This window comes from Pseudomonas huaxiensis (assembly GCF_003231275.1).
In the GTDB taxonomy this organism is placed as follows: Bacteria; Pseudomonadota; Gammaproteobacteria; order Pseudomonadales; family Pseudomonadaceae; genus Aquipseudomonas; species Aquipseudomonas huaxiensis.
In genome coordinates this window covers 68,951-90,971 of the sequence record NZ_QKVL01000017.1, presented here as the reverse complement: position 1 = coordinate 90,971, position 22,021 = coordinate 68,951, and the positions used below count along the sequence as shown (strand labels likewise).

The 22,021-nt window shown below is 62.0% G+C and carries 22 protein-coding genes; 16 read left to right on the top strand and 6 right to left on the bottom strand.

The window, feature by feature from the left end; translation table 11 throughout:
* Position 1 precedes the first annotated feature (1 nt).
* From DM374_RS18560 to DM374_RS18540, 6 genes are all read left to right on the top strand, one after another.
* A complete protein-coding gene (locus DM374_RS18560) occupies positions 2–1,201 on the top strand; it encodes a hypothetical protein (protein ID WP_110971201.1) in 1,200 nt (399 codons plus the stop codon).
* A complete protein-coding gene (locus DM374_RS33205) occupies positions 1,201–2,439 on the top strand; it encodes a hypothetical protein (RefSeq protein WP_157969723.1) in 1,239 nt (412 codons plus the stop codon). Before DM374_RS18560 ends, DM374_RS33205 begins: the two co-directional genes overlap by 1 nt.
* Positions 2,440–2,441: 2 nt before the next feature.
* Positions 2,442–3,065, top strand: a complete 624-nt coding sequence (locus tag DM374_RS18555; protein ID WP_157969722.1) for a 2OG-Fe(II) oxygenase — start codon at positions 2,442–2,444, stop codon at positions 3,063–3,065.
* Positions 3,066–3,130: 65 nt separating this feature from the next.
* Positions 3,131–4,030, top strand: coding sequence for a DMT family transporter (locus tag DM374_RS18550; RefSeq protein WP_110971199.1), 900 nt, complete (start codon positions 3,131–3,133; stop codon positions 4,028–4,030).
* A 117-nt stretch (positions 4,031–4,147) separates the two neighbouring features.
* Positions 4,148–4,858: a class I SAM-dependent methyltransferase gene (locus tag DM374_RS18545; RefSeq protein WP_318531816.1), complete on the top strand. Its 711-nt coding sequence runs from the start codon at positions 4,148–4,150 to the stop codon at positions 4,856–4,858.
* Positions 4,859–4,899: 41 nt separating this feature from the next.
* Positions 4,900–5,190, top strand: coding sequence for a hypothetical protein (locus DM374_RS18540; protein WP_095157467.1), 291 nt, complete (start codon positions 4,900–4,902; stop codon positions 5,188–5,190).
* Here the strand turns inward: DM374_RS18540 and DM374_RS18535 are convergent.
* From DM374_RS18535 to DM374_RS18525, 3 genes are all read right to left on the bottom strand, one after another.
* Positions 5,141–6,553 (bottom strand): aminotransferase-like domain-containing protein, encoded by a 1,413-nt coding sequence (locus DM374_RS18535; protein WP_095157469.1) that lies wholly within the window; start codon positions 6,551–6,553, stop codon positions 5,141–5,143. The two genes, DM374_RS18540 and DM374_RS18535, sit on opposite strands and share 50 nt — an antisense overlap.
* A 208-nt stretch (positions 6,554–6,761) precedes the next feature.
* On the bottom strand, positions 6,762–7,805 hold the full coding sequence (locus DM374_RS18530) for an LLM class flavin-dependent oxidoreductase (protein WP_110971196.1): 1,044 nt from the start codon (positions 7,803–7,805) through the stop codon (positions 6,762–6,764).
* A 94-nt stretch (positions 7,806–7,899) separates the two neighbouring features.
* On the bottom strand, positions 7,900–8,385 hold the full coding sequence (locus DM374_RS18525; protein ID WP_110971195.1) for a flavin reductase family protein: 486 nt from the start codon (positions 8,383–8,385) through the stop codon (positions 7,900–7,902).
* A gap of 330 nt (positions 8,386–8,715) precedes the next feature.
* On the opposite strand from DM374_RS18525, the gene DM374_RS18520 reads away from it, so the two are divergent.
* Complete coding sequence (locus DM374_RS18520) at positions 8,716–10,116, top strand: purine-cytosine permease family protein (RefSeq protein ID WP_110971194.1); 1,401 nt, start codon at positions 8,716–8,718, stop codon at positions 10,114–10,116.
* Between the two features lie 681 nt (positions 10,117–10,797).
* Here DM374_RS18520 and gloA read toward each other — a convergent pair.
* The gene (gene gloA / locus DM374_RS18515) at positions 10,798–11,319 is read right to left on the bottom strand and encodes a lactoylglutathione lyase (RefSeq protein WP_110971193.1); all 522 of its coding nucleotides are present in this window, start codon (positions 11,317–11,319) and stop codon (positions 10,798–10,800) included.
* Positions 11,320–11,535: 216 nt separating this feature from the next.
* On the bottom strand, positions 11,536–11,895 hold the full coding sequence (locus DM374_RS18510) for a histone-like nucleoid-structuring protein, MvaT/MvaU family (RefSeq protein ID WP_110971192.1): 360 nt from the start codon (positions 11,893–11,895) through the stop codon (positions 11,536–11,538).
* Between the two features lie 342 nt (positions 11,896–12,237).
* Between DM374_RS18510 and DM374_RS18505 the strand changes: the two genes are divergently transcribed.
* Entirely contained in the window at positions 12,238–13,527 is a 1,290-nt protein-coding gene (locus DM374_RS18505) for an OprD family porin (RefSeq protein WP_110971191.1), read from the top strand.
* A gap of 53 nt (positions 13,528–13,580) precedes the next feature.
* The gene (gene cobF / locus DM374_RS18500) at positions 13,581–14,318 is read left to right on the top strand and encodes a precorrin-6A synthase (deacetylating) (protein WP_110971190.1); all 738 of its coding nucleotides are present in this window, start codon (positions 13,581–13,583) and stop codon (positions 14,316–14,318) included.
* On the opposite strand, the gene DM374_RS18495 is transcribed toward cobF, so the two are convergent.
* Positions 14,287–15,600: a glycosyltransferase gene (locus DM374_RS18495; RefSeq protein ID WP_110971189.1), complete on the bottom strand. Its 1,314-nt coding sequence runs from the start codon at positions 15,598–15,600 to the stop codon at positions 14,287–14,289. The two genes, cobF and DM374_RS18495, sit on opposite strands and share 32 nt — an antisense overlap.
* Positions 15,601–15,833: 233 nt before the next feature.
* Between DM374_RS18495 and DM374_RS18490 the strand changes: the two genes are divergently transcribed.
* From DM374_RS18490 to DM374_RS18460, 7 genes are all read left to right on the top strand, one after another.
* Entirely contained in the window at positions 15,834–16,256 is a 423-nt protein-coding gene (locus DM374_RS18490; RefSeq protein ID WP_110971188.1) for a hypothetical protein, read from the top strand.
* 181 nt (positions 16,257–16,437) lie between these two features.
* The gene (locus DM374_RS18485) at positions 16,438–16,770 is read left to right on the top strand and encodes a YdcA family protein (protein WP_177431576.1); all 333 of its coding nucleotides are present in this window, start codon (positions 16,438–16,440) and stop codon (positions 16,768–16,770) included.
* 77 nt (positions 16,771–16,847) lie between these two features.
* Positions 16,848–17,609, top strand: coding sequence for an efflux RND transporter periplasmic adaptor subunit (locus tag DM374_RS18480; protein ID WP_110971187.1), 762 nt, complete (start codon positions 16,848–16,850; stop codon positions 17,607–17,609).
* Positions 17,606–18,925, top strand: coding sequence for an efflux RND transporter periplasmic adaptor subunit (locus tag DM374_RS18475; RefSeq protein ID WP_110971186.1), 1,320 nt, complete (start codon positions 17,606–17,608; stop codon positions 18,923–18,925). Before DM374_RS18480 ends, DM374_RS18475 begins: the two co-directional genes overlap by 4 nt.
* Entirely contained in the window at positions 18,922–21,021 is a 2,100-nt protein-coding gene (locus tag DM374_RS18470) for an HlyD family secretion protein (protein WP_177431575.1), read from the top strand. The genes DM374_RS18475 and DM374_RS18470 overlap by 4 nt, the downstream gene beginning before the upstream one ends.
* Before the next feature lie 136 nt (positions 21,022–21,157).
* Complete coding sequence (locus DM374_RS18465) at positions 21,158–21,640, top strand: GNAT family N-acetyltransferase (RefSeq protein WP_225422533.1); 483 nt, start codon at positions 21,158–21,160, stop codon at positions 21,638–21,640.
* On the top strand, positions 21,637–21,978 hold the full coding sequence (locus DM374_RS18460) for a DUF6916 family protein (RefSeq protein ID WP_110971183.1): 342 nt from the start codon (positions 21,637–21,639) through the stop codon (positions 21,976–21,978). Before DM374_RS18465 ends, DM374_RS18460 begins: the two co-directional genes overlap by 4 nt.
* The last annotated feature ends 43 nt before the right edge of the window (positions 21,979–22,021 follow it).

Below are 22,021 nucleotides of genomic sequence, written 5' to 3'. Positions count from 1 at the left end.
CATGAGCCAGACTCTCGCGAAGTATTACGTCAGAAACAAACTTACTCATAAGTTGATCAGCAAGCGTGTGTTGTCGCCGATCTCACTGTCGCAACAACCACCGGCCGATCTGATCAAGGCACTTTGCATTGAAGATGAAGTGTCCAGGTTGTCGGCCGTGTATGCCCATTTCCAACAGGAAGGCGATGAAAGTACCGGGCTGCCACGTTATATGCCGTTCTATCGTTTCATTCAGTCGAAGTTTCCCGGCTTCCAATGGCAAGTGCGAAACAGCGAAGGCAAGAAGACACTTATTCTGGACAAGCCGTATATCAACCAGAGTCGTCCGTCGTTGTTGAGCCTGCTGCTGTGCGCGGTCAACGACAACACCGTGACCACGCCGGCACTCAAGGTCCGTTACCCGGCCATGCGTGAATTGCCCGACGCCCTGGTGGTTGACCTGGAGCAGGCGTTCGAGCGCCTGTCCTTCACCACCTCCGCGCCGCACTTCATGGCGCGGTTCGCCGAGACGCTGGTCAAGGGCCTTGCGGGCGAGACCATCACCCTGGTGTCGCCGGTGTGCCCGGACTACGGCTACGAGAACAAGAACGGTCGGCTGCGTTACACCTTCGACTATCTCGGCGAAGGCATCGGGCTGGTGGCCGGGCGTGTGGTCAAGACCCTGCCCGACTTGCAGGCGGTCCTGAGAAAGCACGGTATCGATGCACGGATTGCCATCGGTGCCGGCGACTTCGAAGGGTTCGACGGGTCCACCCTCGATCGCCTCAAGGAAACTCGCGAAGGCTTCGCGCACAAGCTACGCATCAGCCAGCAGAAGATTCTCGATGCGCTGGGGCCGCAGACCGAGTCGATCATGATCGCCGGGGCGGTGGGTGGCGAGGCGCAATGGCGCGCGCTGACTGCGGACGCCGAGCAGCGCCTGGCCAACCGCGACAACGGTTGCATCGTCGACAGCGACCTGGATTACGCCGCGATCTTCAATGCCCGGTTGCCGCTCTATCAGGCCTGGCATCAGCAGCGCAGCAATGAAGAGCTGATGCAGATCCTCTATGCCCAGGGTGCGGAATACGCCGCCATCGGCCAGGTGTTCGCCCGGCAATGGCGTAACCCGATCGTGATCGGCGCCGACCACAACCGCATGCAGCCCTTCTATTGGCTGTACAGCACCATCCCTGTCCTCTACCTGACCAGGGTGTACTGATGAACGCTCAAGAGCGTGCCACACAAGGCACTCACTACTGCCAGTACGGGCCGCAGGGCGACGTGCGCGAAAGCTATGCGCACCTGCCGTTCCAGCCGCTTTGGACCTGGTTGACCGGCAAGGGCAGGGCGCTGGCGCCTGAGGTCCTGAAGGCGCAAATGGACAAGACCGGCGAGCCGTTCCTGGTTGCGCACTTGCTGTTCACCTGGGCGTTGATGATCGGCCTGGTGCTGCTCGGCCAGGCGGTGCTGGACGGGGCTTTCCATCCGCTGATGTCGGTGTTGCTGGTGCTCGCGGCCTGGGTGTTGATGGTCAATCGGCTGCGCAGCATGCAGGCGACCTTCCATTACCTGACCCACGGCGCGGTGCTCAAGGACAAGGCGCGCGCCCAGCGCTACGCGCGGTTCTTCCTGACCACGCCGCTGCTGTACCAGGACTGGGACACCTACAACCAGAGCCATGTGCGTGAGCACCACAACATCCATGTGCTGTGCACCGACATCGACCCGGACCAGCGCTTTATCCAGGCGCAGGGTTTCTATCCGGGCATGCCGGAGCTGGAGTACTGGTGGCGGGCGTTCAGCACGCCGTTTCGCCCGACGTACCTGCTGCACCGCTGGCGCGCCACGCTGAACGACTGCTTCGTGCAGCCGCCACAAGGTGAAGTGCGGTTCCGCCTGGTGTTCTGGGGCGTATTGCTGGCGCTGCTGTGGGCGACCGACATGCTGGCGGCCTTCGGCCTGATCTATGTGATCCCGCGTGCCGTGCTGTTCGAGCATTCGATGTGGCTGCAGTTGTTCACCGAGCACCTCTGGTTCTATCACCGCGATGCCGAACGTGGCGACAAGACTCACTACGGCCGGCTGACCTGGGGACGTTTCCAGGGCCGCACGCCACCGTCGCACGGGCTCGTCGCCTGGACCGGATGGCTGCTCAAGTGCCTGCTGCTGGACGTGCCGGTGCGCCTGTATGTCTACCCGCAAGACTTGCCCAACCACGACGTCCACCACCGTCGCCCCAACGTGCATTACCGGCATATCGCCAACTACCGCGCCAGCTTCGAGCGGCAGCCGTCGACCTACGGCCCGTACCTCGAAGTCTGGGGATTCATGGCGGGCCTGTACCTGATTCGCGACCACTTGTGCCGCGGCGTCCGCGAGCCCTTCGGCCCGCTGCAAGCCGCTTCGACCGACCTTCAAGACACCCTGTACCCCACGCCCAGTTCTCAAGGAGCCTGATCATGCAAGAGACCATTCAAGCGGCAAGCCAGCAACTCGGCAGCAGCGCCTACGCGGCCCTCAACGCCTCCCAACTGTTCTCCCGGGAAGACCTGGCGTACATGGAAGAGGCCTGCCAGGTCATCCCCAAGACCATCATCGAGATTGGCGACGTGGGTGAGCAGAACTTCCTTTCGGTCGGCCGCTTCATGGAAGACCTGAAAGGCGAGTTGCCGGTGTACCGCAACGACCCGTGGGGCCAGCGTGTGGTGGAGATTCTGTCCTCGGGCAAAAGCCGCGAGTTCTTCAACGGGATCATGGGCGGCGAATGCTATATCCGCCGCTGCCAGGCCAACCTGCTGGAGTCCGGCAACTTCATCGGCAAGCACATCGACACCTACAGCAACCTGGAATACCGCTACTCGGTAGTGATCCAGTTCGGCAAGGAATACGAGGGCGGCGAGTTCTTCATCGAGCATGAAGGCCAGTCGAGCCAGCTCAAGACCGGTTACGCCGATGTGCTGGTCAACCGCTGCGAGATCCCTCACGGCGTGCGCAAAGTTGAGAGCGGTACGCGTACCTCCCTGGTGTTCTTCCTGAGTACCAGCCCGCTGGACAAACCGAACCTGAACAACAAACAGATCTGACCGGCGTGCGCATCCGCCCACGTCGGGCGGATGCCTTACCGGCCAAGCCAGAAGGAACCGTTGCAATGACGCAAAGCACTGTCGCCAGCTTTCAAGAAACAAAGAATCAGGACCTGCAAGCCTATTTCCTGGGCCTCATTTCGGTCGCGGCCTTCGCCATGACCCTGCCGGCGGCGAAGATGCTCGCTGGTGATCTGAGCGCCCTGCAAGTCGGCTTTTTCCGCTCGGTACTGGCTGCGTTTGCGGCGATTCCGTTCCTGATCATCGGTCGGGCGACGCTGCCTAACCGCTCCCAGGTCAAGCGCATGCTGCTGACCTCCACCGGTATCGTCTACGGTTTCCCGATCCTGACCGCACTGGGCATGCAGCACGTGCCGGTCAGCCACGGCGGCGTCGTGCTCGCGGCGCTGCCGCTGTCCACCGCGATCTTCGGCACCCTGATCACCGGCACCCGGCCGTCGAAGATGTTCTGGCTGGTGTCGAGTCTCGGTTTCCTCGTCGTGCTGGCCTACACCGTGATCAAGTCGAATGTCGAAGAGATCTACATCGGCGACCTGGCGCTGCTGGGCGCGGTGCTGCTGGCCGGCTTCGGCTACGCACAGGGTGGCGCGCTGTCCAAGGAATTGCCGGGCTGGCAGGTGATGTGCTGGACCCTGGTCATCAGCCTGCCGGTGCTGCTGCCGGTCAGCCTCTGGCTGTACGACAGCGAGACCATCGCCAACCTGCCGGGCCAGGGCGTTGCGGCGCTGCTGTTCCTCGCGCTGATCAACTCGCTGCTGGGCTTCTTCTCGTGGAACCGTGCCCTGGCACTGGGTGGTATCCAGCGCATCAGCCAACTGCAACTGCTGCAGCCGTTCTTCACCTTCGCCTTCTCGATCTGGCTGATGGGCGAAGCCTGGAACTGGTTGACCCCGGCGGTGTGCGCCATCGTGATCGTTCTGGTCTGGCTGTCCAAACGCATCTGAAGTCTTTTTTCCGCGCCAGGCGACTGGCGCGACTTTTCATCCTGATACCCAGACGGAAACCATCAGATGAGTGCTCCGAGTTTTTTCCGCCCCAGCACCGAATCGCAGGAGAGTCCTGTGCTTTGCGCTGCCCAGCGCACCGATGATGTCGTGGGCCTGTTGGCCCTGAAGACGGGCGAGCGGCTGCTGGATATCGGTTGTGGCAATGGTTACCTCAGCGCGCAACTGGCAAACCAGGGCGCCGAGGTGGTGGGTTTCGATATCAACCCGGAGCGGGTGCTCGCCGCGCGCGCCTGGGGCCTGGAGGTGAAACGGGGTAATGCCGAGGAGCTGTATTTTCATCAGGAATTCGATGCAGTGTTCAGCCACAACGCACTGCACGAAATGCATCAGGCCGATCAGGTGGCCAGTGGCGCCTTCATGGCACTCAAGCCGGGCGGGCGCTTCGTCGGGGAATTTCCCGGCCGCGGCCACGCCTTGCTGATTCGCCGGGCCCTGAGTGGCGCGCTGGAACGCAGGTCCATCAACCTGATGGGCATGGAGCGCTGGTATCTGCCCAATGCCCATGAGTACCAGCGGGTGTTGGAGCGGGCCGGCTTCCACGTCAGCCATATCAGTTGGTTCGAGCAACCAATGTCGGCGGAACTGTCGATCGGCGACTGGATCAGAAATAACTGCGGCCATTACCTGCAGGCAGTGCCGATGGAGATGCGAATACCGTTCCTTGAGGAAGTCACCGAAGAACTGGTCAGCGACCTGCTGGATGGCAGCGGGCGCTGGACGGTGGATGCAACACGGCTGCGTTTCAAGGCTCACCGAAAAGCCTGAGCGGTAGCCACACCTTCATTAGTCGAACCGGGATCAACGATATGCCGATGAAAACCAATGGATTGGCGCTGAAGTCCTTCTATGCCGACACCCGGATATGGTCGGGGCAGGACGGTAAGCCACTGTACTGGATTGATGACCTGAGCCTTGCGGTCAACGGTCTGGAGATCCTCGAGGACTCCGTCATTCCAGCCTTGCGCGACAACGACGTGGTGCAGATCCTCAATGGCGTCATCTATTCCTATGAGGATCTGGGTGAGGTGAGCACGCTGGCGGATTACTTCAAGCGCTGGCAGTTTCGCTGCATAGATGGGCGTCGAGGAACTGCCTGAAACGAAGGTCGTTGCAGTGACTGACGTTCAGGCGGATGTACTGGTCGAACTCGCGGGTATTGCTGAACAGTGAGCCGGGGGCCAGGAAGATTCGTGCATCGTGCGCCTCCTCGACCAGGCGGCGAAGATCCACATGCGCAGGGAAGCGCGCCCAGATAAACAGCCCCTCCGCGACACCCTCGTCGGACTCGACTCCGACCTTGCCCAGCCAGTCGCGGGCCCTGATGCGTTCCTGCATCACCCGTTGGCGCAACGCATCCAGATGGTGCTGGTAGCGCCCGGATTCCAGGGTGTAGGCCACGATCGTCTCGTCCAGGGACGAACCACATAGCACGTTGTACATCTTCTGTTCGATCAGCCGCTCGACGAACGCCGGCGGCGCCACCACGTAGCCGAGCCGCAGCGCCGGGCTGAGCACCTTGCTGAAACCGCTGAGGTAGAAGGTGCGGTTCCACTCGTCCAGGCTGGCCAGGCGCAGCATCTGCCGGGTGCACAGTGCGCCGAAGATGTCGTCCTCGACGATATGGAAGTCATATTTCTGCGCCAGCGACAGAATCCTGAAACCCTTGGCCGGCGAGGTGTTGCCGCCGGTGGGGTTGTGGATGAGGGTCTGGGTCAGGAACAGCTTTGGCCGGTACTCGGCCACGATCGCTTCCATGGCCTCCAGGTCCGGGCCGTCGGCCGTTCTCGGGACGGTGATGATGTTGAAGTCGCGGTCCTTGATCAGCTTCAACTGCAGCAGCAGGTAGCTGGGGTCTTCCACCAGCAGGTAATCGCCGGGCTGGAGCATGACGCTGCGGATTAGCGAGAACGCGTGCGTGGCGCCGATGGTCACCACGATCTGGGTGCTGGAGGCGTTGATCTGCAGCTCCCGGAGTTTTTTCGCGATCACCGAGCGCAGTTCCTGGCTGCCCGCGGCGGGTGCCGGAACGCTGCACGACAAGGTGTTGCGGATCAGCCTGCCGGTGACCGACGCGGGAACGGCGTCCGCCAGCCAGGAAGGTGGCAGGTAGCCGGAACTGACGGGGGTGTCGTACTGCGAAGGGTCCAGCGCCCGGTAGAGGAACCCGGCATGCAGGCTGGACGGTGGGATGATCTTTTCCAGGTCTTTGCTGGTGTCGGCTGGGCCGGAGGCGAGAATGTAGTAGCCGGCGCCGGGGCGGGACTCGATGATCTGCTGCGCGACCAGGTCTTCATAAGCGCTGCTGACCGTGAAAATGCTCACGCCCAACTGCTTTGCCAGCGCCCTGACCGAGGGCAGGCGACTGCCGCGAACCCATTGGAAGGCCTCGATGCGGCTGATGATTGCACTGCGAATCTGGTCGACCAACAGCACCTTGCTGTTGCGATCTATCTCAAACATTTTTTGCGTCCCTACTTAACCTTGCCGCCTCGAAACCTTGTGGTTTCTGCAGGCAGGTTACACCAGTCCTCCCATTTTCCGGATCAACACCAAGGTTTAATTTCCCCCTGACACCCGATGAAGGTGGCGTATTTCGCGGGGAAGGCGGTAGCGTGGGGCTCGCCGTGCCTTATGGGGCGGCGAGCCCGCTTTTGTCTCAGGCAGGCTGTCAGCGGAACGTCGGCACCACTTCGTTGATGAACAGCTCCAGCGACTTGCGCTTGTCTTCGTGCGAGAGGCTGTTGTCGCACCAGAAGCTGAACTCGTCGACGCCGAGTTCCTGGTAGTAGCGGATGCGCTCGATGACTTCCTGCGGCGTGCCGATCATGGCGGTCTTGTGCAGGCTTTCCAGTTCGAATTCCGGGCGTTCGGCGAACTTCGCTTCCGGGCTCGGCGCCAGGAAACCGTTTTCCGGGGTCTGCTTGTTGCCGAACCAAGCGTCGAAGGTGCGATAGAAGCGGTTGATGGCCTGGGCGCCGACCTTCCAGCCGTCCGGATCGGACTCCGCGTGGACGTGGGTGTGACGCAGCACCATCAGTTGCGGACGCGGCACGTCCGGGTTGTTGGCCAAGGCCGCTTCGAACTTGTTCTTCAGGTCGACCACTTCCTCGTCGCCTTTCATCAGCGGTGTGACCATGACGTTGCAGCCGTTTTTCACCGCGAAGTTGTGTGAGTCCGGGTCGCGGGCGGCGATCCACATCGGCGGCATCGGCTTCTGGATCGGCTTGGGCACGCTGGTGGAGGTGGGGAATTTCCAGATGTCGCCGTCATGGGCGTAGTCGCCCTGCCACAGGGCGCGTACCGCCGGGACCATTTCCCGCAACGCCGCGCCGCCTTCGGAGGCCGGCATGCCGTTGGCCATGCGGTCGAATTCGAACTGATAGGCGCCGCGGGCCAGGCCCACTTCCATGCGCCCGTTGCTGATCACGTCGAGCAGGGCGCATTCGCCGGCAACGCGGATCGGGTGCCAGAACGGCGCGATGATGGTGCCGGCGCCGAGGTGGATGGTTTCGGTGCGTGCGGCGAGGTACGCCAGCAGCGGCATGGGGCTTGGCGAGATGGTGTATTCCATCGCGTGGTGTTCGCCGATCCACACGGTGCTGAACCCGCCTTTCTCGGCCATCAGGGTCAGCTCGGTCAGGTCTTCGAACAGTTGCCGTTGGCTGACCTGTTCATCCCAGCGTTCCATGTGTACGAACAACGAAAATTTCATGAGGCGTTTCCTCGGCTCTTGTTATCGGTCGCCTGTCGGATCAGGCAGCGAGTGTCTGGACGGACAGGGCAGTGCCTGTCACAAGCATAGGGGCTCAGGCGAAGGCCGGCAGGCTGGCCATCTTGCCGCGGCAATAGATCAGCGGGCTCGGCGCCTGCTCCGGGACGATAAGGTTCTTCACCGCGCCGACCATGATGGCGTGGTCGCCACCTTCATATTCGCGCCACAGTTCGCACTCGATGATCGCCGTGGCGTTGGCCAGCAGTGGGTTGCCCAGTGCACTCAGCGTCCACTCGATGCCCTGGGCCTTGTCTTTGCCCTTTTTCGCGAAGGCATAGGCCTCGGCTTGTTGCTGGCCGGAGAGCAGGTGGATGGCGAAGCGCTTGTTGCGGATCAGCACGGGGTAGGAATCGGAACTGTAGTTGGGGCAGAACAGCACCAGCGGCGGGTCCATGGACAGGGAACTGAAGGCACTGGCGGTGAGGCCGACCACCTGGCCGTCGTCGTCCAGGGTGGTGATCACCGTAACGCCGGACGGGAAGGAGCCCAGAACGTTCTTGTAGACGGTGGCGTCGATCATGGCATGGTCCTCGGATTGCAGCGGTTTTGTCCGCGTTTTTATCGTTGATGTGTCTGATGGTATACCGTAATACCTATTTTGCAAGTGGAATTTTCCGGCCCGGACGAACGCGTCGATTCTGGTTTAAGCCCAATGTTTACGGGGATTTCTTGCTAAAAAGGGAGGAGGGAGAGAAGACAAAAAGCAGATCAGTTGGTCGACAAAAGGGCGAATCAGTGTTGTCAAAATGTTGGAATACCATAATATGGTCTTCAGCTTCGACGCCGCTTGCCGCGTGCCGCAAGTGGTTTCCTACAAAGATAAAAACGGAACCTTTCGAGCTTATTGCCCATGTCCCAGCCGTCTTCGCAACACCAGTTGATCGAAAACCATACGGTCGATTACGTACCGCCAGCAGAGCGCCACGGGAAGGCGCGGGATTTGTTCACGCTGTGGTTCAGCACCAACATTGCACCATTGCCAATCGTTACCGGGGCCATGGTGGTCCAGGTCTTCCACCTCAATCTGTTCTGGGGGCTGATTGCAATTGTCCTCGGGCACCTGCTCGGCGGCATCGTGATCGCCCTGGCCTCGGCCCAGGGGCCGCAGATGGGGATTCCGCAGATGGTCCAGAGCCGCGGCCAGTTTGGGCGCTACGGCGCGCTGCTGATCGTGTTCTTCGCCGCGCTGATCTATGTTGGCTTCTTTATTTCCAATATCGTCCTGGCGGGCAAGTCGATCCATGGCATTGCACCTGGCGTGCCAATGCCCGCGGCGATCATCCTCGGTGCGTTGAGCGCCACTGCCATCGGGGTCATCGGCTACCGCTTCATTCATACCCTCAACCGTATCGGCACCTGGGTCATGGGTTCGGCGCTGCTGGCCGGCTTCATCATGATGTTCAGCCAGGACCTGCCGGCGGACTTCCTCACCCGCGGCAGCTTCAACCTGTCCGGCTGGATCGCCACGGTATCGCTGGGGGTGATCTGGCAGATCAGCTTCTCGCCGTACACCTCCGACTATTCACGCTACCTGCCGCGTGAAGTGGGGATTGCCCGGCCGTTCTGGGCGACGTACTTCGGTGCAACCCTGGGTACCATCCTCTGCTTCAGCTTCGGCGCCATTGCGGTGCTGCTGGTGCCGGAAGGCACCGAGGCGATGGACGCGGTGAAACAGGCCACCGGCTGGATGGGGCCGATCCTGATGGTGCTGTTCCTGCTCAACATCATCAGCCACAACGCCCTGAACCTTTACGGCGCGGTGCTTTCCATCGTCACGGCGATCCAGACTTTCGTCAGCACCTGGACGCCCAGCATCAAGGTGCGTGTGGTGCTCTCCGGTGTGATTTTGTTCGGTTGCTGCTTGACCGCGCTGGGTGCCACGGCCGATTTCATCTCGCACTTCATCGGTTTGATTCTGGCGCTGCTGCTGGTGCTGGTGCCATGGGCGTCGATCAACCTGATCGACTTCTACCTGATCAAGCGCGGCAACTACGACATCGCGTCAATCTTTGCCGCTGACGGGGGTATCTACGGTCGCTGCAATCCGCACGCGATTATCGCCTACGCCTGCGGCATCCTCGTGCAGTTGCCGTTTGCCAACACGGCGCTGTATGTCGGGCCGTATGCCAATCTGGTGGAAGGCGCGGACCTGTCGTGGCTGGTGGGTCTGCTGGTGACCATTCCGCTGTATTACTGCCTGGCGACCCGCGGGCGGGAGCAGGTGTTGGTTGCCGCCTGGCGGACTCGATAAGCGCTGCTGCGCAGACACAAAAATGCCGCGATGATCGCGGCATTTTTTTTGGTTCTTTACCGGCATCCGGCCCTACGCTGAAGGGCTCTGCAACGCCCCTGTGGGAGCTGGCTTGCCAGGGATAAGCATGGGTACCTACACATCTCGGAATTGTGTGACGGTCACGAGCTGCCGGTCAGAGGATCTGGTCATGGCCACCAAGTGCCAGCCGATAGTTCTTCAGCGCTCTCAAGACCGAGCGCCGCCCGCGCGGCGCATCGCGAGCAAGCTCGCTCCTACATGGGTTGCAACGTGCCATGGCCTTCGATACCGCGTCGTACAAACCAAGGCGGTCAACCATGGCCTGACAGGCATAGGCGCGTTGCAACAAATGTAGGAGCGAGCTAGCTCGCGATGCGCCGCGCGGGCGGCGCTCGATCTTGAGAGCACTGGAAAACTTCCGGCATGCGCCTGGTGGCCGTTACTCGGTCTTTTGACAGGCGCCTTCCAACCACCACATGACCGAAAGATGTGTAGATACCCATGCTCATCGCTGGCAAGCCAGGTCCAACAAAGATCTGAATGACCGTAACTGTGGGAGCTGGCTTGCCAGCGATTAGGCCATCAGGAACAGAGGTGTTGTCCTGCCTGCCCTCATCGCTGGTCAACTCCCACACGGTACCGTAGCAACCCTCGAAACCATCAGAACTCGGTCGGCTGAATGATCTCGACCCAGTAATCATCCGGATCCTTGATGAACGCCAGGTGCTTCATACGGCCATCGCTCAGGCGCTTCTGGAAGTTCACGCCCAGTTGCTCGAAACGCTCGCAGGCCGCACGGATGTCAGGCACGGCAATGCAGATATGGCCGAAACCACGCGGATCGGTGTTGCCGTTGTGGTAAGCGAATGCTGGATCGTTCTCGGTGCCGTGGTTGTGGGTCAGCTCGAGAATGCCCGGGATCGATTTCATCCACTCGGTACGCTTGGCCGCGTCAGCCGGGATTTGCGCCTTGTCCACCAGAGCGAGGAAGTACAGGCTGAATTCGGCTTCCGGGAAATCACGCTTTTCAACCAGGCTGAAGCCCAGTACGCGGGTGTAGAAGTCCAGGGATTTGGCAACGTCCTTCACCCGCAGCATGGTGTGGTTGAAGACGAAGTTGTGGGTGGCGGCATCGGGTTGCGCGGTGACGCCAGGGAGGGTATCGAGGTCTTGCAGGCTCATGGGCACTCCGCAATTGAGGCCGGCGCCAAGGGCGTCGGCAAAACAGTCAAGCGGCCATGATACGGAACTGAATCCATTGCGCAAACAATTGCGCCCCGTGGCAGAAGCTCACGGGGCGCAGCAATTAGAAGCCCGCCGAAGCGGGCGAATGGGGCGCTAATCCTTTAGCAGCCTCCATCCTGATCCACTGATTGTGAAAAATATGTGAAGTGAAATTCACTTGCGCAACCACTTGTCAACGGTGTCCGCACCGTATTGTTGTTTCCAGGCTTTAAGGCCACGGTGGTTGCCGCCTTTGGTCTCGATCAGTTCACCGGTATTCGGGTTTTCGTAGACTTTCACTACCCGCGCCCGACGTTGTTTCGGTGTGCGCGCCACGGACTTGGTGGCCGCTGCAGGGTCAAGGATTGCAATGATGTCGCGCAGGCCCTTGTCGTAGCTCTTCATCAGGGCGACAAGTTTCTGTTCGAATTCGATTTCACGTTTAAGGCCAGCGTCCTTTTTCAACACCTCCAGTTGTGCGAGCTGTTCCTGAAGGGCTTTTTCGGCGGCGCGGAACTCTGCAAGTCTGGACACGGTAACCACTCCTATATCGACGGTGTTGCGTACTGCGATGAACGCAAATAACACAACGACCAGGGGCTGTACTAACAGCATGCTTAACAGTGTAGCCAATTGCCCACGGACTAACAGTGAACTTTTACGGTCGCGTTCATGGAACTTTCAAACTTGATAATGTTCGGTGGCTGGTTGAAGTAACGAAGGTGTCTGGCGAGGGCCTTCGACCATGGTCCAATGGGCCGGGCCAGAGCGCTTGCCGATAATTTGCGAGCGTCGCGCGAGTGGGTGCGGCGGTGCAGGGCTCCGCGTGCTTGGCGCGGGGCCGTTTTTCGCCTTTATTCGGATTGCCTGTTGCTCATGTTTGTCCCTCTTTCTTGCTCTTCCGGGCGCCATTTGTGCGGCCTGGCGGGTTTGCTCGTCAGTGTTTCGGCGCACGCCGGTGGTTTTTTCGAAGACAGCAGTGCACGTGTGGAAACACGTAATGTTTACTTCAATCGCGACTTTCGCGACGGCCATGGCAGTTCCGCGCAAGGTGCGTCGAAACGCGAGGAATGGGCACAAGGTTTTGTTCTGAATATTCAGTCCGGTTATACCGACGGGCCGCTTGGCTTCGGTGTAGATGCGCTGGGCATGTATGGCTTCAAACTGGATTCGAGTCCTGCCGACAGCAACAGTGGGCTGTTGCCTTCCCGTGGACATGAGCCGCGCCAGTCAGTGGATCAATACGCCAAGCTTGGTCTGACCGGCAAAGTTCGGTATTCGAAAACGCTGTTGAAATATGGCGCGATGCTGCCGGACATACCGCTGCTCAAGTACAACGACGGGCGTTTGTTGCCGACGATGTTCCATGGCGCGTCACTGACGTCCGAGGAAGTCAGTGACCTGCGCTTGAGCCTGATGCGCCTGGACAAATACACGGCCCGCGACTCTACCGATGCCCAGGACATCCGCGTGCACTGCAAGAACAAGCGCTATGCCTGCGACACCACCGCTGATCACTTCGACCTGGCCGGCCTGGATTACCGGATCAACGAGCGCGTCACTGCGCAGTACCAGGTTGCGAAGCTGGAAAATATCTACCGCCAGCACTTCCTGGGCTTCACCGCCAGCCAGCCGCTGGCGCTCGGCAGCGTTTCCGCCGACCTGCGCCTGATCAAGAGTGACGATATCGGCCGGGCCCGCGCGGGCGAGATCGACCACCGCGCGTTCAGCGGCATGCTCGGCTACGGCCTGGGCGGGCACACGTTCAGCGTCGGCTGGCAGCGCATGTACGGCGACAGCGCCATGCCGTACCTGGATGGCAGCAACCCGCACCTGGTCAACTATGCCCAGGTCAACGATTTCGCCGCCGCGCAGGAGCGCTCCTGGCAACTGCGCTATGACTATGACTTCAAGGCTTTGGGCCTGAATGGCCTGACCTTCCTCACCCGCTATATCAACGGCGATCACGTCAGGGTTCCCGGCAGCCTGGCCGAGGGCAAGGAATGGGAGCGCGACACCGAGTTCAAGTACAAGGTGCAAAGCGGCACGTTCAAGGATGTCAGCGTGCGCTTGCGCAATTCCACATATCGCAGCAACTACGAGAGGTTCGCCCGCGACATGGATGAAACCCGGGTGATCGTCAGCTACAACTTCTCGATCTGGTAAAACCCGCCCGGCTGCGCCGACAATGAGCCGGCGCACATCGGGAGTCTTTACCCATGAAACACCTGCTGTTGATCGGAATCGGCCCGGGCAATCCGCGGCAGATCACCCTTGAAGCCATCGATGCGCTGAACCGTGCCGATGTCTTCTTCGTGCTGGACAAGCACCAGAGCAACGACGACATGCTGCACCTGCGCAAGCGGATGCTCGAGCAGTGGGTGACCCGCCCGTACCGGCTCGTGCAGGTCGAAGACCCGCGCCGCGATGGCGAGGCGGCCGATTATGTCGGCGCCGTGCGCGACTGGCACCAGCAGCGCGCCGCGCTTTACGGCCGGCTGCTGGCCGACGAACTGGGCGACGGAGAATGCGGCGCTTTCCTGCTCTGGGGTGAGCCGGGGCTGTACGACAGCACGCTGCGTATTCTGGAATTGGTGGAAGGCGAGTCCTTCAGCCTTGAAGTGATTCCCGGCATCAGCAGCGTGCAGGCCCTGGCCGCCCGCCACCGGATTGCGCTCAACCGCATTGGCGAGCCACTGCAGATTCTTCCCGGAAGACGACTGGTCGATGTGCCAAGGATCGACAACGTGGTGGTGATGCTGGACGGCAAGTGCGCTTTCGCCGAGCTGGACGACCCGGACCTGCACATCTATTGGGGCGCCTACCTGGGCAGTCCCGACGAAATTCTCATCAGCGGAGCGCTTTCGACGGTCAAGGCGCAGATCCTCGCCGCCCGGGAGCAGGCGAGGGCGCGCAAGGGCTGGATCATGGACACTTATCTGCTGCGTCGTCAGTAAGCCGGTTCTTCGCTTCGAGCCACTGTTCCAGGTACTGGGCGTTCTTGTGCTGGTGATGACGCAACATCGCCCCGGTGAAGTTGTACAGACGCTGGGCCGGCAGGTCCTGCAGGGTCTGCTCGATACGCTCGACCAGGGTCTGGCTATGCCAGCGTCGGTCGTAACGGGCGCCGAGCAATTGGCGGGTATCGCGTTGGGCCTGGTTCCAGCGCGCTTCGTCGCTGTACAGGCTGGCCGCGGCTTCGACCAGGCCCTCGGCAGTGCCGGACACCAGGCCGGGCCAGGGCAGGGCGCCGTGCATGGCTTCGGTGCCGATCGGCGTGGTCACGCTCGGCGTGCCGACCTGCAGGGCATCGGTGAGCTCGCTCTTGATCCCGGCGCCGAAACGTAGCGGCGCCAGACACACCCGCGCCTTGCCCATCACCTCCAGCGCATCGTCGGCGCGCTCAAACATCAGGAAACCGTCCTCGACGCTATGCAGCGCAGCGGCCTTGGCTGGGGCGTAGGCGCCGTAGATGTGCAACTGCGCATCGGGCAGGCGGCGGCGGATCATCGGCCAGATGTTGTGCTTCATCCACAGCACCGCGTCCCAGTCCGGCGCATGGCGCAAGTTGCCGATGCTGATGAAATGCGCGCGCTCGGCAAACGGTCGCGGCGCAGTGCTCGGCACCTGCAGCATCAACGGGCACCAGTGCAGCAGGTCCGGCGGCACGCCGAAGCCGTTGACCAGCAGGTTGATCTCCACGTCGGAGATCATCAGGCTCAAATCGCAGCGGTAGATCGCTGCGAGTTCGCGCTGGGTCAGGTCGGTCGGCGCCATCTGCCGGTAGAGGTCGGGGCCGGAGGTGGCGAACAGTTCGCGGAAATCGTTGGGGTCCAGGCCATGCGTCAGGCGCCGGCGCAGCAGGACATGACGCGCTTCGCGCAGGCTCTGCAGCTCGGAAGTCTCCAGCACGCGCAGGGCGTCCGGGCAGTGTTTCTCCACGCGCCAGCCAAATTGCTCTTCCATCATGAAGCGGTCGAACAGCACCACGTCAGGTGCCAGTTCGCTGACGAAACGCTCGAAGCTGTCGCCGTTCAGTTCAATGACCTGCTCGCCGATGCCCAGGCTGGCGAGGTCGGCCTTGTGCTTGCCGATCGCTGCGGGGCTGCTGAAGGTGATGCGCCAGCCGTGGGCCAGGAAACTTTCGAGGATCTGCATCATGTGTCCGCCGGCGGCCGGGGAGGTCGGCTCGGGCCAGGCATAACCAATGACCAGGACGTGCAGGGGCGATGCGGACATGTGCGGTGGGGCCTTGAAAAAAGGGCGTATTAAAGCAGATTCGGCTTCGTTGCTGCGTTGCGCAAGCGCTCTGTCTGGAGGGGCGCGCGGCCTCTTGAGGGAAAATATTTGCGCGGGTACTGCAACAAGTTTCGATATTGCCAGTCTGTAATGGCAAGCTGCCACGTCTCGGACGCCGTGGGTGTTGTACTGCAGCTCCGTCCGTGCAATTCCGACTTACCGCAAGGACTCTCATGAAGATCAAAACTGCCCTGTTGGGTTCTCTCCTGCTGCTCTTGCCGCTGTCTTACGCGCAGGCTGATAACTGCCGCTCGAACAGCTACGGCGGACAAGACTGCCGGTACGACGATGGCACCACGTCGACCAGCCGTTCCAACAGTTACGGCGGCCAGGACACGCGCTACAGCGACGGCCGTTCCTCCACCAGTCGCTCGAATAGCTATGGCGGCCAGGAAACCCGCTTCAGCGATGGCAGCAGTTCCAGCAGCCGCGCCAACAGCTACGGTGGCCAGGACACCCGTTACAGCAATGGCGAGTCGTCCAACAGCCGCTCCAACAGTTATGGCGGCCAGGACACTCGCAACAGCGATGGCTCCAGCTCCACCAGCCGCTCCAACAGCTACGGCGGTCAGGACACCCGGAACAGCAATCGCTAACCGATACGCCCCGCAACACGCTCCGCAACGGACACGGTTTCACGCGGTGTCCGCTTGACCGCACGCTTCCGAGCGATCCCTCGCAACCACCGCACAAATTTCATCAAGCCCCCTCGGTAGACCACTTCCTCGATCAGAAAAAGGTTGATAGCATCCGGCCACTTCGTGGAGGGCGGTTTTTGTGACGCAGTTCTCGATTCGTCTGATTGCCCCAACGTTGCTGCTGATACTCGCAGCCACCAGTGCCTCGGCCGGCAACACGCCTTGCTCCGGACGCAAGGGTGGAATTGCTGGCTGCGATGGTGATGCCTTCCTGTGTAACGACGGTTCCATCAGTGCCTCGAAAAAAAGCTGCGCCGCCTACACGGGTGGACGTGGCTCCTCTGCTGTGGCCCGGCCATTGCTGGACGCCAGCAGTGAATGCGGCTGTGGCTCGGGCGCCTACTGCACCGGGCCGCGTGGCGGTGTCTACTGCCTCACTCCCGGTGGCAAGAAGAGCTACCGCCGACGCTGACCAACGGTGGTCAGGTTCGGTGCATATCAGCCGATACTCAAACTGAAACATTCCAAACCTTTACAGGATGTAGCGAGATGAAGCAGGTAGCGTGGTGGGCGGTTTTGGCCCTGATCAGTGGCGTGGCGCAGGCCGCGACCGAGAGCGATCCCTTGCTCGAGGGCGCCACTTCCACCGCCAGCGAGGTTCGCGGCGTGCTGCGTGCCCGCTCCCAGGCGGTGCTGGCCAGCGAGTTGCCCGGCCGTGTTACCGACATTCCGTTCGCCGAAGGCCAGTCGTTCAGCAAGGGTGACGTACTGGTGCGTTTCGACTGCAGCGCCTACCAGGCCCAGGCCAACGCTTCCGGCGCTGCAGTGCGCGCCGCCCGTGAAGAGTTGCGCAACAAGCAGCAACTGGCGGCCCTCAACTCGGTCGGCCGCTTCGAAGTGGCCCTCGCCGAAGCCCGTCAGGCTCAGGCCCAGGCCGAGTCCCAGGTGTATCAGGTGCAAGTCCAGCGTTGTCAGGTGAAAGCACCGTTCGACGGTCAGGTCGTGGTGCGCCGGGTCCAGGCGCACGAGAGCGTTGCCAGCGGCACGCCACTGCTGGAAATCGTCGACAACCGCTCCCTGGAGATCCATTTGCTGGTGCCGTCGCGCTGGCTCGGCAAACTCAAACCCGAACAGACGTTCAGCTTCGTACCCGATGAAACCGGCACGCCGATCAATGCCGTGGTCAAGCGCCTCGGCGCGCGCATCGATGAGGGCAGCCAGACCCTGTTGCTGATCGGCAGCGTCCCGGCCAATACCCCAGGCCTGCTGGCCGGGATGAGCGGCACCGCGCACTTCGCGGAGCCGCAATGAACGCGCCCGTTCCCGGTGCGCTTGAACAGCTTCTGGCGCATTACCTGAAGCTGGAACGGCAGGCCCGCGCCGCCGCTTCGGTGGAGGTGCTGTCGTTCAGCATGGTCAATGACAGCCAGGCGCTGTTCGGTTTCCGTCACGCGGCGTTGCTGATCACCGGCAAGGTCCGCGCCCTGACCGGCATCAGCGCGGTCGAGCCGAATGCGCCGTTCGTGGTGTTTATCGAGCGTGTTGCCTCGCGGCTGGCAGCGGGTGAGCGTTTTGCCCTGCCAGGCGTAGTGCCACCGCAAGACCTCGACCAGGCCAGTCGCGACGACTGGCAGGCACTGTCGGCGCCGCATGCGTTCTGGCTGCCGCTGAAAAACCGCGAAGGCGAAGTGTTCGGCGGCCTCTGGCTGGCCCGCGACAATCCCTGGAATGATGCCGAACAAGCGTTGCTGGCGCAGTTGGGCGATTGCTACAGCCACGCCTGGCGCGCGTTGCAGCCGGGCAAGCCGTGGCGTCTGCGCTGGCCGGCGAAGACCCGCTGGGCGCTTGCCGGCGCGTTGTTGCTGGTGTTGCTGGTGCCGGTGCGTCAATCGGTGCTGGCGCCGGCCGAAGTGGTGCCGCGCAACGGTCAGGTGGTGGCCGCGCCGCTGGACGGCGTGGTCGCGGAGTTTCTGGTCAAGCCCAACCAGCCGGTGAAGGCCGGCGAGGTGCTGGTGCGCTTCGACGCCACCAGCCTCAAGGCCCAGGCTGATGTTGCCGAGCGTACCCTCGGGGTTGCCGAGGCCGAACTCAAGGCCAACACCCAACGGGCGTTTTCCGATGCCGATTCCAGTGCCCGACTGGACCTGCTGGCCGCCCGCGTCGAACAGAAACGCGCTGAACGTGACTATGCCCGCGACCTGCTGGCGCGCACAGAAGTGCGCGCCGAACGTGATGGCATCGCGGTGTTCGCCGACGCCCAGCGCTGGACCGGCAAACCGGTGCGCACCGGCGAGCGTCTGCTGGAAATCGCTGACCCGGCCCAGGCCGAGTTGCGTATCGAGCTGCCGGTGGCCGATGCCATCGGCCTGGAGCAGGGCGCCGAAGTGGCGCTGTTCCTCGACAGCGACCCGCTGCACCGCCACAGCGCGACCCTCGAGCGCGCGGCGTACCAGGCGCAAAGCACCTCGGCCGGGCAACTGGCCTACCGCCTCGATGCCGCCTTCGACGCCGCTCCGCCGCGTATCGGTTTGCGTGGTACGGCCAAGGTCTTCGGTGACCGCGCGCCGCTGGCGCTGTACCTGTTGCGCCGGCCGCTGGCGGCCCTGCGTCAGGCGGTGGGCCTGTGATGTTGCCGGCGCTGCGTGCCGACCTGCAGCTTTCGGCAGGTGCGCCGGGGCTCGACGGTTCACCGCAATGGACCCTCGCCGACCCGCTGCGTGGCAAGTATTTCAAGCTGGGCGCGCCGGCCATGCGGCTGTTGCGCCACTGGGCACTGGGCGACCCGATGCGGGTGCTCAACGCGGCCAACGCCGAACCCGGCGCACCGATTGGACCGCAAGCGGTGGAGGAGCTACTGCGCTTTCTCCGTGGGCATGACCTGATCAGCGCCAGCGACGCCGAGCAACGGGCCGGCTACGAGGCCAAGGCGGCCAGCCAGCGTCAGGGCCTGTGGACGCAACTCCTGCACAAATACCTGTTCTTCCGTATTCCGCTGTGGCGGCCGGACGCTTTCCTCAATCGCACCTGGCCGTGGCTGGAACGTTTCGGCCCGAACCTGTTGCGCTTCGGTCTGCCGACCGTGTTGCTGCTGGGTATCTTCCTGGTGATGCGTGACTGGGAGCGCTTCCTTGCGACCTTCCCGCACCTGCTCAGCCTGGGCGGCATGGCGGCCTTTGCTATCGCTCTGGGCTTTGCCAAGCTCTGTCATGAATTCGGCCATGCCTACATGGCCAAGCGCGCCGGGTGCCGGGTGCCGAGCATGGGCGTGGCATTCATGGTATTGCTGCCGATGCTCTACACCGATGTCAGCGATGCCTGGCGCGTGCAGGACCGGCGTACCCGGCTGCTGATCGGCGCCGGTGGCGTGCTGGCCGAACTGCTGCTGGCCTGTATCGCCTTGCTTGCCTGGTCGTTGCTGCCGGACGGGGCAGGGCGCACGGCGGCGTTCATGCTGGCCAGTGCCACCTGGATCACCACCCTGGCGATCAACGTCAACCCGCTGATGCGCTTCGACGGATATTTCCTGCTCAGTGATCTGTGGGGCGTCGATAACTTGCAGAGTCGCGGTTTCGCCCTGTGCCGCTGGCACCTGCGCGAGCGCCTGTTCGGCTACGGCGAACCACCGCCCGAGCGCTGGTCGCCGGTGCTGCGCAAGCGTCTGCTGTTCTGGGGCTACGCCTCGTGGATCTGGCGCGCGGTACTGTTCTTCGGTATCGCCCTGGCGGTCTATCACCTGTTCTTCAAGGTGCTCGGCATCTTCCTGATGATGGTGGAACTGGTGTGGTTCATCGGTTTGCCGATCTGGCGCGAGTGGGAGCACTGGTGGAAACACCGCGACAAGGCCCAGCCGCGCAAGGTGCTGGTGCTCGGCATCGGGCTGCTGGCCCTGTTGGCGGTGCTGCTGGTGCCTTGGCGCAGTGGCGTGGAGGTGCCGGCGATGCTTGAGGCGTCGCGGGTCAGTGGGCTGCATGCACCGGCGGCGGCGCGGATTCGTCAGGTGCTGGTGAAGGATGGCCAGCAGGTGGCCGAGAATCAGGTGCTGATCGAACTGGACTCACCGGACCTCGCCTCGCGCATGAGCATCACTCGCCGCGAGATCGAGATCCTGCAATTGCAACTGCGCCGTCAGTCGGGTCGCAGTGCCACTGCGGCTGACAGCGGTATTCTCGAACAACGCCTGGCCGAGGCAGTTGCCGAATATCGCGGTCTCGCCGCCCAGCGCGAACGCCTGAGCCTGCGCGCTCCGCATGCCGGCGTAGTGCGCGATCTGGCGGAAAACCTCGCGCCGGGTCGTTGGGTTGCGGTGGATTTGCCGCTGGCTCAGGTCGCCGAAGGCGGGCTGCGTTTGCGTGGCTATCTTGCCGAAGCTGATCTATGGCGTGTGGAGCCGGGTACCCGCGGGCATTTCGTTGCCGATGACGTGCTGCGTGATTCCCTTGCGGTGAGCCTTAAAGATGTCGACGCCAATGGCGTCTCCTATATCGACCAGGAAGCGCTGGTGTCCGATCACCACGGACCAATTGCCGTGCGCCGTGATGAAGAGAAGCGGGCGCAGCCGCTGGAGGCGCAATACGGTGTGCGTTTCGAGCTTGAAAAGGGTGCTCCACAGCACGTGTCGCACCCGCAGCGGGGCCTTGTGGTGCTGGACGGAGAGGCCATGTCGCTATTGGGATCCGCATGGCGACGACTGGCCGCTTTAGGGGTACGAGAAAGCGGATTTTAGTAGTGCGATTGTAAGACAGTTGGAGTAATCTGCTGTCAATTCGCCATGGTCGGAAAGTGTGACGCCCGTCACATAATTAGTTTGCTCTCCAAGTATTGGAAACAAGGAAGTTGCTTTGATGACATCGAAGTCCGCTGTGACGTTGCGTGCCTTGCATTCAGATGACATGGCCTTCATCGAAGGTTTGTACGCTGGCTCGCGCGCGGTTGAAATGTCACGCAGTGGCTGGCCTGCCGAGCAGATCGCAACATTCCTCAGCCAGCAGTTTCACACCCAGCACGCCTACTACCAGACCCACTATCACGATGCCGAATTCTGGATCATCGAACACGAGGGCGTGCCTGTTGGCCGGCTCTACCTGTTCTGGGGGCCGAGCACCCTCAATCTGGTCGACATCGTCCTGCTGCCCGAATACCAGGGGCGGGGCATCGGCACTGCGTTGATCGAAGCGCAGTTGCAGCGTGCAGACGAGTTGGGGCTGAAAGTGGAACTCTTCGTCGAGAACTACAACCCGGCGCAGCGTCTCTACGCGCGCATGGATTTTCATCAGTGCGGCGATTCCGGCGTTTATCTGAAACTGCGTCGCGATGCCCGAACCGATAACAGGAAAGTTTCATGACTGATTCGTCCGTGTACGCCATACCCAGTCGCGAAGACCTTCGCGAAGTCGATCCCGACGGCTTCGTCCTGCAAATTTCCGCCGATCGCGGCTTGAAGGTCTCGCTGCTCGATGTCCGCGAAGGGGTGGCGATGAACAAAGACTACGACAGTTATTCGCTGCTTCTGGCCCTGCCCGAGGGCGTGGAGTTGCCGCAGGCGGTGTTCAACCTGTTCGGCCCGGGGCGCACCAAGCCCTGGGTGTTGTTGATGACGCCGGTGGCCCCCGAGCCCGATGGCCGTCATGTCCTGGAGGCCGTGATTCACAGTCGGCGCGAGGCGGTTGCAGCAGCAACGTGAGTGAAGAATTCCAACCACGCAAGTCAACGTAAGGAAGTGTCTG

Bases quoted from the DNA above. Each gene is read 5' to 3' on its own strand.
- DM374_RS18560 (WP_110971201.1), top strand. From the start codon at position 2: ATGAGCCAGACTCTCGCGAAGTATTACGTCAGAAACAAACTTACTCAT.
- DM374_RS33205 (WP_157969723.1), top strand. From the start codon at position 1,201: ATGAACGCTCAAGAGCGTGCCACACAAGGCACTCACTACTGCCAGTAC.
- DM374_RS18555 (WP_157969722.1), top strand. From the start codon at position 2,442: ATGCAAGAGACCATTCAAGCGGCAAGCCAGCAACTCGGCAGCAGCGCC.
- DM374_RS18550 (WP_110971199.1), top strand. From the start codon at position 3,131: ATGACGCAAAGCACTGTCGCCAGCTTTCAAGAAACAAAGAATCAGGAC.
- DM374_RS18540 (WP_095157467.1), top strand. From the start codon at position 4,900: ATGCCGATGAAAACCAATGGATTGGCGCTGAAGTCCTTCTATGCCGAC.
- DM374_RS18535 (WP_095157469.1), bottom strand. From the start codon at position 6,553: ATGTTTGAGATAGATCGCAACAGCAAGGTGCTGTTGGTCGACCAGATT.
- DM374_RS18530 (WP_110971196.1), bottom strand. From the start codon at position 7,805: ATGAAATTTTCGTTGTTCGTACACATGGAACGCTGGGATGAACAGGTC.
- DM374_RS18525 (WP_110971195.1), bottom strand. From the start codon at position 8,385: ATGATCGACGCCACCGTCTACAAGAACGTTCTGGGCTCCTTCCCGTCC.
- DM374_RS18520 (WP_110971194.1), top strand. From the start codon at position 8,716: ATGTCCCAGCCGTCTTCGCAACACCAGTTGATCGAAAACCATACGGTC.
- gloA (WP_110971193.1), bottom strand. From the start codon at position 11,319: ATGAGCCTGCAAGACCTCGATACCCTCCCTGGCGTCACCGCGCAACCC.
- DM374_RS18505 (WP_110971191.1), top strand. From the start codon at position 12,238: ATGTTTGTCCCTCTTTCTTGCTCTTCCGGGCGCCATTTGTGCGGCCTG.
- cobF (WP_110971190.1), top strand. From the start codon at position 13,581: ATGAAACACCTGCTGTTGATCGGAATCGGCCCGGGCAATCCGCGGCAG.
- DM374_RS18495 (WP_110971189.1), bottom strand. From the start codon at position 15,600: ATGTCCGCATCGCCCCTGCACGTCCTGGTCATTGGTTATGCCTGGCCC.
- DM374_RS18490 (WP_110971188.1), top strand. From the start codon at position 15,834: ATGAAGATCAAAACTGCCCTGTTGGGTTCTCTCCTGCTGCTCTTGCCG.
- DM374_RS18480 (WP_110971187.1), top strand. From the start codon at position 16,848: ATGAAGCAGGTAGCGTGGTGGGCGGTTTTGGCCCTGATCAGTGGCGTG.
- DM374_RS18475 (WP_110971186.1), top strand. From the start codon at position 17,606: ATGAACGCGCCCGTTCCCGGTGCGCTTGAACAGCTTCTGGCGCATTAC.
- DM374_RS18460 (WP_110971183.1), top strand. From the start codon at position 21,637: ATGACTGATTCGTCCGTGTACGCCATACCCAGTCGCGAAGACCTTCGC.